Source organism: Luteimonas sp. Soil_C_5 (assembly GCF_057656615.1).
In genome coordinates this window covers 633,213-648,887 of record NZ_JBDGKA010000002.1, presented here as the reverse complement: position 1 = coordinate 648,887, position 15,675 = coordinate 633,213, and the positions used below count along the sequence as shown (strand labels likewise).

Below are 15,675 nucleotides of genomic sequence, written 5' to 3'. Positions count from 1 at the left end.
GAGTCGCCCGCGCTGCGGATGGGTATCGCACGTGATCGGAAATCAACGCCGTGATCGCAGGCGACCCGAGGTCGCCCGCATTCCTGTTCCGGATGCTCCGGACCTCTCGTGACCCTGATTACAGCCGCGCGCGCTGTGCGGCGAGGGCGTCGTGCTGTGCGGTCCAGTCGACGAGACGCTGACGTTCCTGGTCGACCACGGCCGCCGGCACCTTGTCGCTGAACTTCGCGATCTTTGCGGCGCTCTTGTCCTTCTCCGACAGCACGCGGGCGATTTCCTTGTCGAGGCGCGCGCGCTCGGCATCCAGGTCGACCAGACCTTCCAGTGGCACGAACAGCTTCACGTCGCCAACCAGACCGGTCGCGGCCGGCGGCGGATCGCCGTCGACAGCATCGATGCGTTCAAGCCGGTTGAGGAACTTCAGCTGCGAATCGAAACGCTGCAGACGCGCGCGCGAGGCGTCGCTGCCGGCCTGCACCAGCAACGGCACCTGCTTGCCCGGCGACACGCCCAGCTCGCTGCGCACGCGGCGCAGCGCGGTGACCATCTGCTTGAGCCATTCGACGTCGGTCGTCGCCTGCGCGCAGCGGGCGATCAGGTCACTGTCGGGCGCCGGATAGGACCGCAGCGAAATCGTCGCGTCGGTGATGCCGACGCGCGGTGCGACCTGGCGCCACAGTTCCTCGGTGACGAAGGGAATCAGCGGATGCAGCAGGCGCAGCAGCGATTCGAGCACGTGCAGCAGCGTGTGCCGCGTGCTGTGCGCAGCCGCGGCGTCTTCGCCGAGCAGCGCCGGCTTGGCGAGTTCGACGAACCAGTCGCAGAAGTCGTTCCAGGCGAATTCGTACAGCGTCTGCGCGAGCAGATCGAAGCGGTAGCTGGTGAAGTGCGCACGCGCCTCGTCGGCGGTCGTCGCGAGGCGCGCGAGGATCCACTTTTCAGCATCGGTCACGGGCTCCGGCTGTTCCGAATCACCAATCACGAATGACCAATCACTGCCCTCCGTGTTCATCAGCACGAAGCGCGTCGCGTTCCACAGTTTGTTGCAGAAATTCTTGTAGCCCTCGGCGCGGCCGAGATCGAACTTGATGTCGCGGCCCGGGCCGGCCAGCGCGGCCATCGTGAAGCGCAGCGGGTCGGCGCCGTGGGCGATGATGCCGTCCGGGAATTCCTTGCGCGTCGCCTTCTCGATCTTCGGCGCGTCCTTGGGCTTCATCAGTCCGGTGGTGCGCTTGGCGACGAGATCTTCGATGCTGATGCCGTCGATGATGTCGAGCGGGTCGAGCACGTTGCCCTTCGACTTCGACATCTTCTGGCCGTCGCGGTCGCGCACCAGGCCGGTCATGTAGACGTCGCGGAACGGCACCTGGCCGGTCAGGTGATCGGTCAGCATGATCATCCGGGCGACCCAGAAGAAGATGATGTCGAAACCGGTGACGAGCACGCTCGACGGCACGAAGTGCTCGAAGCCGCGCTCGGCCATCGCCGTCTCGTCCGGCCAGCCCATCGTGTTGATCGGCCACAGGCCCGACGAGAACCAGGTCTCGAGCACGTCGGTGTCCTGGGTCAGCACGACATCGGCGCCGAGTCCGTTGCGCGCCCGCGCTTCGGCTTCGTCGCGGCCGACGTAGGCCTTTCCGTCGGCGTCGTACCACGCCGGAATGCGATGTCCCCACCACAGCTGGCGGCTGATGCACCAGTCCTGGATGTTCTCCATCCAGTGGCGGTAGGTGCTGGTCCAGTTCGACGGGACGAATTTCACTTCGCCGCTCTCGACGAGATCCATGCCGCGCTTGGCGAAACCTTCCATCGCGACGAACCACTGGTCGGTCAGATACGGCTCGATGACCTGACCGGTGCGATCGCCGCGCGGGACCTGCAACTTGTGCGGCCTGGTGTCGACGAGGAAACCGCCGGCTTCGAGATCGGCGAGCACGGCCTTGCGCGCATCGAAGCGATCGAGGCCGCGGTACTGCTCGGGCGCGTTCTCGTTGACCGCGGCGTCCGGCGTGAACAGGTTGATCATCGGCAGGTCGTGGCGCTGGCCGACCTGGTAATCGTTGAAGTCGTGCGCGGGCGTGACCTTGACCACGCCGGTGCCGAACGCGCGGTCGACGTAGCTGTCGCCGATGACCGGGACCCGGCGACCGGTCAGCGGCAGCACGACCGATTTTCCAATCAGATGCGCATAGCGCGCGTCATCCGGATGCACCATCGCCGCGGTATCACCGAGCATGGTTTCCGGGCGCGTCGTCGCGACGACGAGATAGTCGCGCGTCTCGCGCAGCGTCTCGACGCCGTCGGCGTCGACTTCAACGTGTTCGTAGCTGGCGCCATCGGCGAGCGGATAGCGGATCGACCACAGCGAACCGTCTTCTTCCTCGCTGACGACTTCGAGATCCGAGATCGCGGTCTTGAGCACCGGGTCCCAGTTGACCAGGCGCTGGCCGCGATAGATCAGGCCTTCCTCGTGCAGGCGCACGAAGGCTTCGACGACCGCCTGCGAGGGCAGCGGATCCATCGTGAAGGTCTTGCGCGACCAGTCACCCGACGCGCCGAGGCGACGCATCTGGCGTTCGATCGTGTCGCCGGACTGGCCCTTCCACTCCCACACCTTCTCGATGAAGCCGTCACGGCCCAGCGAGTCGCGGGTCTCGCCCTTGCCTTCGAGCGCGAGGTTGCGCGAGACCACCATCTCGGTCGCGATGCCGGCGTGGTCGGTGCCCATCTGCCACAGCGTGCGATGCCCCAGCATGCGGTGATAGCGGATCAGCGCGTCCTGCAGCGTGTGCTGGAACGCGTGACCCATGTGCAGCGTGCCGGTGACGTTCGGCGGCGGCAGCAGGATCGTATAGGCCGGGCCGTCGCCCTGCGGCTGGAAGACGCCGCTCTTTTCCCATTCCGCGTACAGGCGGGCTTCGAAGGTACCGGGGTCGTAGCTTTGGGCGAGGGACATGGAGGAGCCGTGATTGGTGATTCGTGATTCGTGATTAGAAAAAGCGGAGCGGCATCAAGCGATCGGTCGAGGTGCTCTTTCGAATCCCCAATCCCCAATCCCGAATCCCGGCCCTCACATATCGTGCTTGGCGAGATCGAGGCCGGCGGCCTTGTACTGCTTCCAGCGCTCGCGCAGCGGTTCTCGGGCCGAGTCGTCGGCCGGCACCACTTCGAGTACGCGCTCGAAACCCGGTGGCGCCACGGCGTCGCGCAGGTTGATGACCAGCGCGCGCATGGGCGCATCGAAGTCGGGCGTGGCGATGAGGACAGGCGTTTCGTCGTCCTCTTCGTCCATGCCGGCGATCTGGTGCGGGATGTAGGCGTCTTCGCCCATGTCCCACAGCAGGTCGTCGAGCGCTTCGGCCTGTGCGGCGTCGCGGGCGAGGATCAGCGTCCACAGGTCGGCCGCATAGGATTTACGGACCAGTTCGCACACCAGGCGCAGCGGTTCCTCGCGGAACCGCGGCTTGGCGATCAGGTAGAAGTCGGCGCGGGCCATGACGGGTCGCAGGTTCGGACCGTGTCAGCCGGTGCGCCGCGGCGTACCGGCCTCGAACGGCCCTGTCCCGCTCAGCGGGCCTGGTCCATGAGCCACTGGCTCAGCAGACCGACCGGGCGGCCGGTGGCGTAGGCCATCTTGCCGCTGTTGCTGCCGCTGCCGGCGATGTCCAGATGCGCCCAGCGCTGCTTCTCGGTGAAGCGCGACAGGAAGCAGCCGGCCGTGATCGCGCCGCCCCAGCGACCACCGATGTTGTAGATGTCGGCGAAGTTGGAATCGAGCATCGACTGGTACTCGTCCCACAGCGGCAGGCGCCAGGCGCGATCGAACACCTCTTCGCCGGCGGCCAGCAGTTCGTCGGCCAGATCGTCGTGCTTGCTCATCAGGCCCGTGGCATGCGAGCCGAGCGCGACCATGCAGGCGCCGGTCAGGGTCGCGACGTCGACCAGCGCAGCCGGTTCGAAACGCTCCGAGTAGGTCAGCGCGTCGCACAGGATCAGGCGGCCTTCGGCGTCGGTGTTGCCGACTTCGATGGTCTTGCCCGACATGCTGGTGATCACGTCGGACGGGCGGTAGCTGTTGCCGTCGATCGCGTTCTCGACCGCCGGCACCACCACGTGCAGGTTGATCGGCAGGTCCAGGCCGACCGCGGACACGAAGGTGCCCATGACCGTCGCCGCGCCGCACATGTCGAACTTCATTTCCTCGATGCCGCCCTGCGTCTTGAGGTTGACGCCGCCGGTGTCGAAGGTGATGCCCTTGCCGACCAGCACGAAGGGCTTGGCGTCGCCGCCGTTCTTCCAGCTCAGCACGACCAGGCGCGGACGGTTGGCCGAACCGCGCGCCACGGCGAGCAGCGAACCCATGCCCAGCGCTTCCATCTGGGTCTCGTCGAGAACTTCGCAGCTGGCCTTGTCGAAGCGCGCGGCGAACGCCTGCGCCTGTTCGCCGAGATAGGCCGGGTTGCAGATGTTGGGCGGCAGGTTGCCCAGCTCGCGGGCGAACTTCACGCCGGCGGCGATGGCCTTGCCCTGGGCCAGGGCGTCGGCATCCGTGCCGTGCACCGCGATCGCGGCCAGGGCCGCGGGTTCGCGCTTCTTGTTGTTCGGGCCCAGCGTGGCGACGTAGCGGTAGGCCGCGTGGTCGGCGGCGATCACCGCCTGGCGGATCTTCCACGCGGTATCGCGGCCGGCGACCTCGAGGTCGGCCAGGGCCAGCGTCGCGCTGGTGGAAGTGCCGTCCTTCAGCGCACGGACCGCATCGCCGACCGCCTTGATGTACTGCGACGGACCGAACTTCGCGGCGTCGCCCAGGCCGACGGCCAGCACGCGCGTGGCGGTCACGCCGGGCAGGTCGTGCAGCAGGGTGGTGCGGCCGGGCTTGCCGGACAGGTCGCCGCGCTGGGCGAGGCTGGCCAGACGGCCGCCGCTGGCGGTGTCGAGGGCGCCGGCGGCGCCGGTCAGCGGGCCTTCGGCGAACACGCCGACCACCAGGACATCGGTGGCCAGTTCGGCGGGCGCGGCGTGGTTCAGGGAGAATTCGAGGGTCATCAACCAGATTCCATAGAGTGATCGGTACACTTCACGGTCCAGTGCGCGGCGCCAGTGTCAGGCTTGCCGGGTCGGATGCGCCTTCAAGGCGCGGCTGGACGAACCCCCAAGTCTAAAGCAAAGCCCCTGCGCCCGATGCCGAAACTCGACCGATACCTGTTCCGCGAGTTCGCCCAGGCCACCTTCGCCGCCCTCGTGGTGCTGATGATCGTCAGCCTCGGTGGGGTGTTCGCGGACGTGCTGAGCGACATCGCGCGTGGCCGCGTACCGGCCGGCCTGATGCTGGCCCAGCTGGGCCTGCAGGTCATCAATTACCTCCCGCTGATCCTGCCGCTGGGCCTGATGCTGGGCCTGATGATGGCGGTGGGTCGGCTGTACCGCGATACCGAGATGCCGGTGCTCACGTCCGTCGGCGTAGGCCCGCGCCGGTTGCTGCGGCCGCTGCTACTGGTGGTCGGCCCCATGGTGCTGTTCATCGGCGCCTGTTCGCTGTGGCTGGGTCCGTGGGCGCGCGATTACTCGCAGCGCATGATCGAGGCCGGGCAGCGCAGCCTGCTGGTGTCCGGGCTCGAAGCCGGTCGTTTCGTCGAATTTCCGGGCGGCGGCGGGGTGATCTACGTCAATGCGATGTCAGACGACGGCAGCCAGCTGGGCCGCGTCTTCGTCTACCGCGAGGATGACGGCCGCATGGACGTCACCACCGCGATGACCGGCGAGCTGACGGTCGACGGCGACGGCCGGTTCCTGCGTCTCGACGAAGGCTTCCGGGTCGAAGGCCCGCTCGACGCCGGTCTGGACTACCGCCTGATGCGCTACGCCAGCAACGAGCTGCGCCTGCCCAGCATCGACGCCTCGTCGAAATCCGACGATCCGGAACTGGCGCCGACGTTCGCGCTGTTCGGCGATCCCCGGCCCGAGGCCAAGGCCCAGCTGCATTTCCGCATGGCGCCGCCGCTGCTGGCGCTGGCCTTCTCGCTGCTGGCGGTGCGCCTGGCGCGCAGCCCGCCGCGGCAGGCGCGCTACGGACGGATGATGATGGGCTTCCTCGCGTACGTGCTGGGCATGAACCTGATGATCGTCGGCACCGACTGGGTGGGTGACGGCAAGGTGCCGGCGGCGCTCGGCCTGTGGTGGCTGGTGCTGCCGCTGCTCGCCTTCAGCGCATGGATGTATTTCACCGACGGGCGCATGAAGGCCCCGGTCTGGAAGCGCACGCCATGAAGATCCGTCCGCTGCTGCGCATCCACGACCTGTACGTCGCCCGCGTCGTCACCGTGATGGTGCTCGCGACCTGGGTGGTGCTGACCGGCCTGGACACCGTGATGAGCGGCCTGCTGCCGGAGATGGACGACATCGGCCAGGGCAGCTACGGCTTCATGCAGGCGCTGACCTACGTGATCTACACGATTCCGCGCCGTGCTTACACGATGTTTCCGACGGCCGCGGTGATCGGCTCGCTGATGGGTCTGGGCCAGCTGGCGGCGACGTCGGAACTGATCGCCATGCGCGCCGTGGGCCTGTCGCGGACCCGGCTCAGCGTCTCGGTCGCGCTGCCGCTGCTGGCGCTGACCGGCCTGATGGTCGTCACCGGCGAATGGATCGGTCCGACCTCGCAGCGTGCCGGCGACTCCATGCGCGGCGCGGCCCTGTCGAACAACATGGTGCTGGGCCGCTACTCCGGCCTGTGGGCGCGCGAGGGCGACATCTTCCTCAACGCCCAGAACGGCAACGAGATCCGTGACGGAGACGGCGCCCGCATCCAGCTGCAGAACGTGCGCCTGTTCGAATTCGCGGACGACGGCCGCCTTGAATCGGTGGCGCATGCGCAGACCGCCGAACACGGCCCGGATGGCTGGCGCCTGCTGGACGTCAAGCGCACCTGGTTCGAACCGCGCGCGGTCACCCGCACCGAGGCACTGGAAGAACAGTGGGCCTCGCAGCTCGACGCCTCCACCCTGGCCGCCAGCGCCAGCAACATCTGGCGCCCGCGCTACATGCCGTCGAGCGAACTGCGCGCCGGCATCGAATACCGCAAGCGCAACCAGCTCGATGCCAGCGAGTTCGAAGAACATTACTGGGGCCGCTGGTTCTATCCGCTCAACGTGCTGGCGCTGTGCCTGGCGGCGATTCCGTTCGCCTTCGGCTCCCTGCGCAGCGGCAATGCCGGCAAACGGCTCTTCATCGGCGTCGTCTTCGCCCTCGGCTTCTGGCTGGCGCAGACCCAGGTCGTGAAGCTGGCGGCGGTCTACCGCCTCGACTACCGCCTGGCGTACCTGATCCCGCCGATGGTGATGCTGATCATCTCCTGGACCCTCTTCCGCCGACGGAGTGGGTGAGCCCCCGTCGTACACGCGGCATGCCGCGTGACGGGGGCGAACGCCTCGCGTGCTGCGCGAGGCCGGACACGCGGAGCAGTGAATACTCGGCGTCATCTCGATCCCGGCGCGCGGATGCGCTGAACGTCCGGCGTGCTGCGCCGGGCCGGACGTGCGCTGAGGTTCAGCGCCGGCCCCATCTCGACTTCTAACCTTGCGTGGTGATGACCCGTTTGCGCGCCACCGGAGCGCGGGTGCGCTGTACGCCCGGCGTGCTTCGCCGGGCCGGATGAGGCTCGTCGCTCACGCGGCATGCCGCGTGACGAGCGCGAACGCCTCGCGTGCTGCGTGAGGCCGGACAGGCGGAGCAGTGAATACTCAGTGTCATCTCAATCCCGACGCGCGGGTGCGCTGAACGGCCGGCGTGCTGCGCCGGGCGTCGCTCACGCGGCGAAGCGCGCCTCGCGTGCTGCGCGAGGCCAGACGCGCGCTGAGTTCACGCTTGATCACATCTCGCCCTGGGGACATACGCGATGATGACCCGCTTACGCACCACACTGGCGCTCAACAATCTCGAACACCTCGCGCACCTGACGCCCCCAGCCGTCATCCCCGCGAAGGCGGGGATCCAGGGACTCTGCTTTCAGCTTTCCGTGGCGCCCCTCACAGGCCACAAGCGTCCCGGGCCTCGAAAACGCGTCCGCCTTTCCGAAGGGCGAGATCCTTAAACGGGCGAGATCAAAGCCGGCGCCCACATTCACCCCGGCCACGCGCAGCGCAGCAAAAACGCGCAAGACGGTGCATCACGGGGCAAAAAAGGCAGAACACGCCCTCATCCCGCCCCCCGCTTCGCCTCCCGCAACACCCGCGTCCCGCTCGCCCGGTCATGCCAGGTCAGCCGGTCGCGATCGAGCCACGCCCACCAGAAGCCGAGGCCGCCAGCCAGCAGCGACAGTGTGCCGACCGCGAAGCGGAGCCAGAGCGCAGCCACCCCGGCGGGGCCGCCATCGCGGGCGCGTACACGCAGGCGCCAGGGGCGCATGCCCAGCGTCTGCCCGCCGTGGCGCCAGCTGGCCACGGCATAGAAGCCGGTGACGATCCAGCAACACAGCCACAGCGCCCACTGCAGACCGCTGAGCGGCGCGATGTTCGCGTGCGGGTCGTGGTGGCCCAGCACCGTATAGCCGGCGGTGAACAGCGCCGACAGCAGCAGCCACAGCGCGAGCGCCGGCCACAGGTCGTACAGCAGGGCGAGCAGCCGCCGACCAATCCACGGGGACGGTCGCGACAGGGCAGGCGTGGCATCGGCGCGGGACATCGCCAGAGCATAGCCGCGCGGCGGCTAAGCTTGGCCGCATGTCGTCCATCGCCTCCACGCCTGCAGAACGTCGCGCGCTTGCGGTCGCCCTTCCGCCGTTGCGCGACGACGATCGCGCGGCGATCGAGAGCTTCCTGGATGCGTTCTGGGCCGATACCGGCATCGCGAAGCAGACATCGGCTGCCTATCGCCGGGATCTGGAAGGCCTGGCGCGCTGGCGCGACGGGCGCGACGGCGGCATCGTGCGCGCCGATCGCGCCGCGCTGTTCGAACATCTCGCCTGGCGCACCCGGCACGGCTGGTCGCCGCGCAGCAATGCGCGTCTGCTGTCGGCGTTGCGCGCGTTCTACGCCGACCGCCATCGGCGTCATGGCCGCGCCGACGATCCCACCGCGCTGCTCGATCCGCCGAAGCTGCCGCGTTCGCTGCCCAAGGCGCTGGGCGAATCGCAGATCGACGCGCTGCTGGCCGCACCCGACGTCGAAACGCCGGATGGCCTGCGCGATCGCACGATGCTCGAGCTGATGTATGCCTGCGGCCTGCGCGTGAGCGAACTTACCGGGCTGCCGGCCAACGGCGTCAACCTGCGCCAGGGCGCGCTGCGGGTGACGGGCAAGGGTGGGCGCACGCGCCTGGTGCCGCTGGGCGAGGAGGCGCAGCACTGGTTGCAGCGCTATCTGGACGAGGCACGCGCAGTGCTTGCCGGCAAGCGCGCGCTGCCGGGCGGCGTGCAGGGCGAGACGCCGCTGTTCCTGACGTCCAAGCGCACCGCGATGAGCCGGCAGCAGTTCTGGTTGCTGGTGAAGCGTTACGCCGTGGTCGCCGGCATCGACCCCGCGCGCATCAGCCCGCACGGCCTGCGCCACAGTTTCGCGACCCATCTGCTCAACCGCGGCGCCGACCTGCGCGCGCTGCAAATGCTGCTTGGGCACAGCTCGCTGTCCACGACCCAGATCTACACCCTCGTCGCCCGCGAGCAGCTCAAACGCCTCCACGCCACCCACCATCCGAGGGGGTGAGGCGCACCCGCTTGCGCGCCACTGGCGCGCGGGTGCGCCGAACGCCCGGCGTGCTTCGCCGGGCCGGGCGAGCGCTGAAATGCCCCCCCGATCACATCTCGACCCCGAGCCGCGCGCGGCTATGACCCGCATGCGCGCCACTGGCGCGCGGGTGCGCCGAACGCCTCGCGCGCTGCGCGAGGCCGGACGGGCGCGGCAACGACTCGCCGGTTGCGCATCGACACGAGGCGGAAGGGTGAGCCGAACGCCCGGCGTGCTTCGCCGGGCCGGGCAAGCGCTGAAATGCACCCCCCGATCACATCTCGACCCCGAGCCGCGCGCGGCTATGACCCGCTTGCGCGCCACTGACGCGCGAGTGGGCCGAACGCCCGGCGTGCTTCGCCGGGCCGGGCGGGCGCTGAAATGCACCCCCGATCACATCTCGACCTCAGCTTCGCGCGGCCGTGACCCGCTTGCGCGCCACTGGCGCGGGTGCGCCGAACGCCTCGCGTGCTTCGCGAGGCCGGACGGGCGCGACAATGAATCGCCGGTTGCGCATCGACACGAGGCGCGCGGGTGCGCCGAACGCCCGGCGTGCTTCACCGGGCCGGGCGGGCGCTGAAATGCATCCCCGATCACATCTCGACCTCAGCTTCGCGCGGCCATGACCCGCTTGCGCGCCACTGGCGCGCGGGTGCGCCGAACGCCTCGCGTGCTTCACAGGTCGGGCGAGCAGGTCGACAAGTCGGAGATCGCACCTCGGCGCTGAGCCGCGCGCACCCGTGACAGTCCCGGCGCACGCTGCGCAACGCATCGCACATCGGACAGCCAGCACCAATGAAAACGCTGCAGCCACCCATCGCGACCCCGGAGTCCCGATCGATCATCTGCCGCGCGCCGCGCATCCTCCGCACCCGCCCGCTGTACCCCGTACCTGAAACCCCGGGCCGACCGCTCCACATCGCCAGCGCTTGCACGACCGCGAACGCACTCCGTTCCCCGACGCAGACCCCAGCCCGACGCGCCACATCGCCCCCACACCACCCCGCGCGGCCATGAACAAAGTCCCCCAGCCGGACCGCGGCCCCGGACCGCCCGGGCGCTTCGTGCCAGAATCGCCAGCCCCGGAGTTCCTCCGTCGCGGTAGCCAGAGTCGATGAAGCGATACGTGTTCGCGCTGTTCGGTGCCTTCAGCCTGTCCGCCTGCGCCCAGGGCACCAGCCCTGCCGAGACCGCATCGGCCGAACCGGCGACGTCGGCGGTCACGGCCGGCGAGACCGCATCGCCCGGCACGCCGGCGGCGAATGCGCGCAACGCGATCCTGGCGATCAATCCGCGGGTCTCGATCGAAAGCATCTCCGATGCGCCGCTGCCGGCGTTCCAGGAGGTCATCGTCGCGGGCCAGGTGCTGTACGTCAGCAACGACGGCCGCTACGTGATGCAGGGCAGCCTGTTCGACGCCGAGCAGAAGCGCGACCTCAGCCAGGCCGGCCTGTCGCTGCTGCGCAAGCGGCTGCTGTCCGAGGTGCCGGAAGACCAGCGCATCATCTTCGCGCCGGCCAATCCGACCTACACCGTGTCGGTCTTCACCGATGTCGAGTGCGGCTACTGCCGGCGCCTGCACGAGGAGATCGCCGAATACAACAAGCGCGGCATCGCGATCGAATACCTCGCCTATCCGCGCATGGGCCCGGGCAGCGAGGATTTCCGCCTGATGGAATCGGTCTGGTGCGCCAGCGACCGCAAGCAGGCGCTGACCGCGGCCAAGACCGGCCAGCGCGTGCCGGCCAAGACCTGCGACAACCCGGTCGGCGCGCATTACGCGCTGGGCCAGCGCGCGGGCCTGACCGGGACGCCGATGATCGTCGCCGAAGACGGCACCCAGATGCCGGGCTACATGCCGCCCGACGCGCTGCTGTCGGCCTTGCAGCGCCTCGACGCGGAAGCCGCCGGAGCCCGCTGAGCCGCGCCTTCCCGGCGCGCACAGCCGCCGTTGGGGCGGGGGCGTCGGCCATTGGCTACAATGGCCGGCCCTGAAATACGGTTTCCCCGGACATGATCGTCCTCGAGGGCCAGCAGGCCCTGTCGCCGTTCCGTCGTGAGCGGCTTGAAGCGCGTCTGCGCTCCGTGGCACCCGACCTGCGTATTGCGGGTGCCTGGCACATCTATTTCGTCGAGGCCGAGCCCGGGCAGGTGCCCGACGACGCCACCTTGCGACGGATCCTCCAGGTGGACGCGGGCATTGCCCCCGTCGCATCGGGCGACGCGGTATCGCGGTTCGTCTCGCCGCGCCTCGGCACGATCTCGCCGTGGGCCAGCAAGTCGACCGAGCTGCTGCGCGGCGCCGGCCTGCCGGTGCGACGCGTGGAGCGTGGCCTGCGCATCGACCTGACGGGCTGGCCGACCGATGCCGCCGTTGCGTCCGCGGTCTCGAACCTGCTGCACGACCCGATGACCCAGTCGCTGCTCGACGACGTCGCCGGCGCCGATGCGCTGTTCGCGGTGCCCGCGCGCGGTGACGTGGAGCGCATCGCGCTCGACGATCTCGATGCGGCGAATGCACGGCTCGGCCTGGCACTGGCCGACGACGAGATCGCCTATCTGCGCGAGCGCTTCGGCGCCCTCGGCCGCGATCCCGCCGATGTCGAGCTGATGATGTTCGCGCAGGCGAACTCCGAGCACTGCCGGCACAAGATCTTCAACGCCTCGTGGACCATCGACGGCGAGCCGCAGCCGCAGTCGCTGTTCCGGATGATCCGCCACACGCACGCGCAAACGCCCGAGCACACGCTGTCGGCCTACAGCGACAACGCCGCGGTCGTCGAAGGCTATCCGTCGCAGCGCTTCCGGCCCGATCCGGTGTCGTTCGAATACTGCAGCGAACCGCTGATCGACAGCGCGTTCTGCATCAAGGTCGAGACCCATAACCATCCGACCGCGATCTCGCCGTTCGCGGGCGCGGCGACCGGCGCCGGCGGCGAAATCCGCGACGAAGGCGCGACCGGCCGCGGCGGCAAGCCCAAGGCCGGCCTGACCGGGTTCTCGGTCTCGCACCTGCGCATTCCGACGCTGCCGCAGCCGTGGGAGGCGCCGCGCGCGCTGAATCCGCGCATGGCGCCTGCGCTCGAAATCATGCTCGACGGCCCGCTCGGCGGCGCCGCGTTCAACAACGAGTTCGGCCGTCCGAATCTGCTCGGCTACTTCCGCAGTTTCGAACTGCCGGAAGGCGACGACGGTCTGGTCCGCGGCTACGACAAGCCGATCATGCTGGCCGGTGGCCTCGGCGCGATGGATCGCGCGATGGTCGAGAAGAAGACGCTGTCGGCAGGCGATGCGGTCGTCGTGCTCGGTGGCCCGGCGATGTTGATCGGTCTGGGCGGCGGCGCCGCGAGTTCGGTCGCGTCCGGCGAAAGCGCCGAGGATCTCGACTTCGCGTCCGTGCAGCGCGACAACCCGGAAATGGAGCGCCGCGTGCAGGAGGTCATCGACCGCTGCGTGGCGCTGGGGGACCGCAACCCGATCCTGTGGTTCCACGACGTCGGTGCGGGTGGCCTGTCGAACGCGATTCCCGAACTGCTGCACGACTCCGGCGTTGGCGGCGTCATCGATCTCGACCGCGTGCCCAGCGACGATCCCTCGCTGTCGCCGATGCAGCTGTGGTGCAACGAATCGCAGGAACGCTACGTCCTCGGCATTCCGCAGGACCGCGTCGCGGACTTCACCGCGCTGTGCGCGCGCGAGCGCTGCCCGTTCGCGATCGTCGGTGTGGCGACGGCCGAAGAACATCTGACCGTCGGTCATGGCGCGACGCCGGAGACGATCGGCAGTGGTCGTGACTGGCCGATCGATCTCCCGATGGACGTGCTCTTCGGCAAGGCGCCGAAGATGCACCGCGACGTCGACCGCGTCAGCGCGCATCGCTGGCCGTCGCTGGCCACCCGCGAGGTGGATCTGCACGAGGCCGGCCTGCGCGTGCTCGCGCATCCCACCGTCGCGTCGAAATCCTTTCTGGTCACGATCGGCGACCGCAGCGTCGGCGGCCTGACCGCACGCGACCAGATGGTCGGCCCGTGGCAGCTGCCGGTCGCGGACTGCGCGATCACGCTGTCGGGCTTCGAAGGCTTCACCGGCGAAGCGATGGCGATCGGCGAGCGCACGCCGCTGGCGCTGCTCGATTCCGCCGCCGCCGCGCGCATGGCCGTCGGTGAGGCGATCACCAACCTCTGCGCCGCGCCCGTCGAGACGCTGCACCGGGTCAAGCTGTCGGCCAACTGGATGGCCGCGGCCGGCCACGCGGGCGAGGGCGCGCGTCTGTACGACGCGGTGCATGCGATCGCGATGCAGCTGTGCCCGTCGCTGGACCTGTCGATTCCGGTCGGCAAGGACTCGCTGTCGATGCAGGCGCAGTGGCAGTCCGACGGCGTCGCGCACAAGGTCGTCTCGCCGGTGTCGCTGGTGATCAGTGCGTTCGCGCCGGTCACCGACGTGCGCCAGCAACTGACGCCGCTGCTCGCGCGCCAGCCCGATACCGAGTTGTGGCTGATCGGCCTCGGCGCCGGCAAGCAGCGTCTCGGCGGCTCGGTGCTGTCGCAGTGCTTCGGCGCATTCGGCGGCGCCTGTCCGGATGTCGACGACGGCAGCCGGCTCAAGGCGTTCTTCGAACTGATCTGCGACGCGCGCGAAGCCGGTCTGTTGCTGGCGTATCACGACCGCTCCGACGGCGGCGCGTTCGCCACCCTGTGCGAGATGGCGTTCTGTTCGCACCTGGGTCTCGAGATCGATCTCGAGGGCTGGGGCGACGACCGCGGTCGCGATGCGGTGCGCACGCTGTTCTCCGAGGAACTGGGCGCGGTGGTGCAGATCGCGGCCGAGGATCGCGCCGAGTTCGCCGATCTCGTCGAGCGTCACGGTCTGATCGAATGCGCCCAGCGCATCGCCAAGCCGACCAATGCGCCGCGCATCCGCGTGCACGACGGCGACGACCTGCTGGCCGAATGGAACTGGGATGCGCTGTTCGACGCGTGGTGGTCGGTCAGCCATGCGATGCAGGCGCTGCGCGACAACCCCGAGAGTGCCGACGAGGAACGCGCCGCCGCGCGCGTGTTCGCCGCGCCCGGTCTGAAGCCGGTGCTGGGCTTCGATCCGGCCGAGGATGTCGCCGCGCCGTACATCGCCACCGGTGTCCGTCCGCGCGTCGCGATCCTGCGCGAGCAGGGCGTCAACGGCCAGATCGAAATGGCCGCGGCGTTCGACCGCGCCGGCTTCACCGCCGTCGACGTGCACATGAGCGATCTCGTGGCCGGTCGTGTCGACCTGGCGACGATGCGGGGCCTGGTCGCCTGCGGCGGCTTCAGCTACGGCGACGTGCTGGGCGCTGGCCGCGGCTGGGCGACGTCGGTGCTGGAGCGGGCGCCGCTGCGCGATGCCTTCGCGATGTTCTTCGAACGTGGCGACACCTTCGCGCTGGGTGTCTGCAACGGCTGCCAGATGCTGTCCCAGCTCAAGGCGATCATCCCGGGTGCCGCGCACTGGCCCCGCCTGCTGCGCAACCGCAGCGAGCAGTTCGAGGCGCGCTTCGGCCTGCTGGAAGTCGACGCATCGCCGTCGCTGTTCTTCCAGGGCATGGAAGGCTCGCGCATCCCGGTTGCCATCGCGCACGGCGAAGGGCGGGTGCAGTTCGATTCCGCCGCGGACCGCGCCGCCGCACACGTGGCCCTGCGCTACGTCGATGGTGCGGGCGCGCCGGCTCCCGGCTATCCCGCCAACCCCAACGGGTCGCAGGATGCGATCGCGGGTCTGAGCTCGGCCGATGGCCGCGCGACGATCCTGATGCCGCATCCCGAACGCACTCCGCGGACCGCGAACCTCAGCTGGGCGCTGGCGGACTGGCCCGAGGACAGCCCGTGGTTGCGGATGTTCCGCAACGCGCGGCGCAGCCTCGGCTGACGCCCCCCGTTCAGTGTTTGCCGGAAGGGCCCGCCATGTGCGGGCCTTTTTT

At 69.1% G+C, this 15,675-nt stretch carries 9 protein-coding genes; 5 read left to right on the top strand and 4 right to left on the bottom strand.

What is annotated here, in order from left to right:
• Positions 1-118 precede the first annotated feature (118 nt).
• From AC3A5K_RS07370 to AC3A5K_RS07360, 3 genes are all read right to left on the bottom strand, one after another.
• The gene (locus AC3A5K_RS07370; RefSeq protein WP_487616838.1) at positions 119-2,956 is read right to left on the bottom strand and encodes a valine--tRNA ligase; all 2,838 of its coding nucleotides are present in this window, start codon (positions 2,954-2,956) and stop codon (positions 119-121) included.
• A gap of 114 nt (positions 2,957-3,070) precedes the next feature.
• Entirely contained in the window at positions 3,071-3,496 is a 426-nt protein-coding gene (locus tag AC3A5K_RS07365) for a DNA polymerase III subunit chi (RefSeq protein ID WP_487616837.1), read from the bottom strand.
• A gap of 71 nt (positions 3,497-3,567) precedes the next feature.
• The gene (locus tag AC3A5K_RS07360; RefSeq protein WP_487616836.1) at positions 3,568-5,046 is read right to left on the bottom strand and encodes a leucyl aminopeptidase; all 1,479 of its coding nucleotides are present in this window, start codon (positions 5,044-5,046) and stop codon (positions 3,568-3,570) included.
• 135 nt (positions 5,047-5,181) lie between these two features.
• Between AC3A5K_RS07360 and lptF the strand changes: the two genes are divergently transcribed.
• Entirely contained in the window at positions 5,182-6,267 is a 1,086-nt protein-coding gene (gene lptF / locus AC3A5K_RS07355; RefSeq protein WP_487616835.1) for an LPS export ABC transporter permease LptF, read from the top strand.
• Positions 6,264-7,382: an LPS export ABC transporter permease LptG gene (gene lptG, locus AC3A5K_RS07350; RefSeq protein WP_487616834.1), complete on the top strand. Its 1,119-nt coding sequence runs from the start codon at positions 6,264-6,266 to the stop codon at positions 7,380-7,382. Before lptF ends, lptG begins: the two co-directional genes overlap by 4 nt.
• Before the next feature lie 811 nt (positions 7,383-8,193).
• Here lptG and AC3A5K_RS07345 read toward each other — a convergent pair.
• A complete protein-coding gene (locus AC3A5K_RS07345) occupies positions 8,194-8,679 on the bottom strand; it encodes an RDD family protein (RefSeq protein WP_487616833.1) in 486 nt (161 codons plus the stop codon).
• A gap of 38 nt (positions 8,680-8,717) precedes the next feature.
• On the opposite strand from AC3A5K_RS07345, the gene xerD reads away from it, so the two are divergent.
• The 3 genes from xerD (at position 8,718) to purL (ending at position 15,623) form a co-directional block, all read left to right on the top strand.
• Entirely contained in the window at positions 8,718-9,698 is a 981-nt protein-coding gene (xerD, locus tag AC3A5K_RS07340) for a site-specific tyrosine recombinase XerD (protein WP_487616832.1), read from the top strand.
• A gap of 1,135 nt (positions 9,699-10,833) precedes the next feature.
• Positions 10,834-11,640, top strand: coding sequence for a DsbC family protein (locus AC3A5K_RS07335; protein WP_487616831.1), 807 nt, complete (start codon positions 10,834-10,836; stop codon positions 11,638-11,640).
• A gap of 92 nt (positions 11,641-11,732) precedes the next feature.
• A complete protein-coding gene (gene purL, locus AC3A5K_RS07330) occupies positions 11,733-15,623 on the top strand; it encodes a phosphoribosylformylglycinamidine synthase (RefSeq protein ID WP_487616830.1) in 3,891 nt (1,296 codons plus the stop codon).
• Positions 15,624-15,675: the final 52 nt, after the last annotated feature.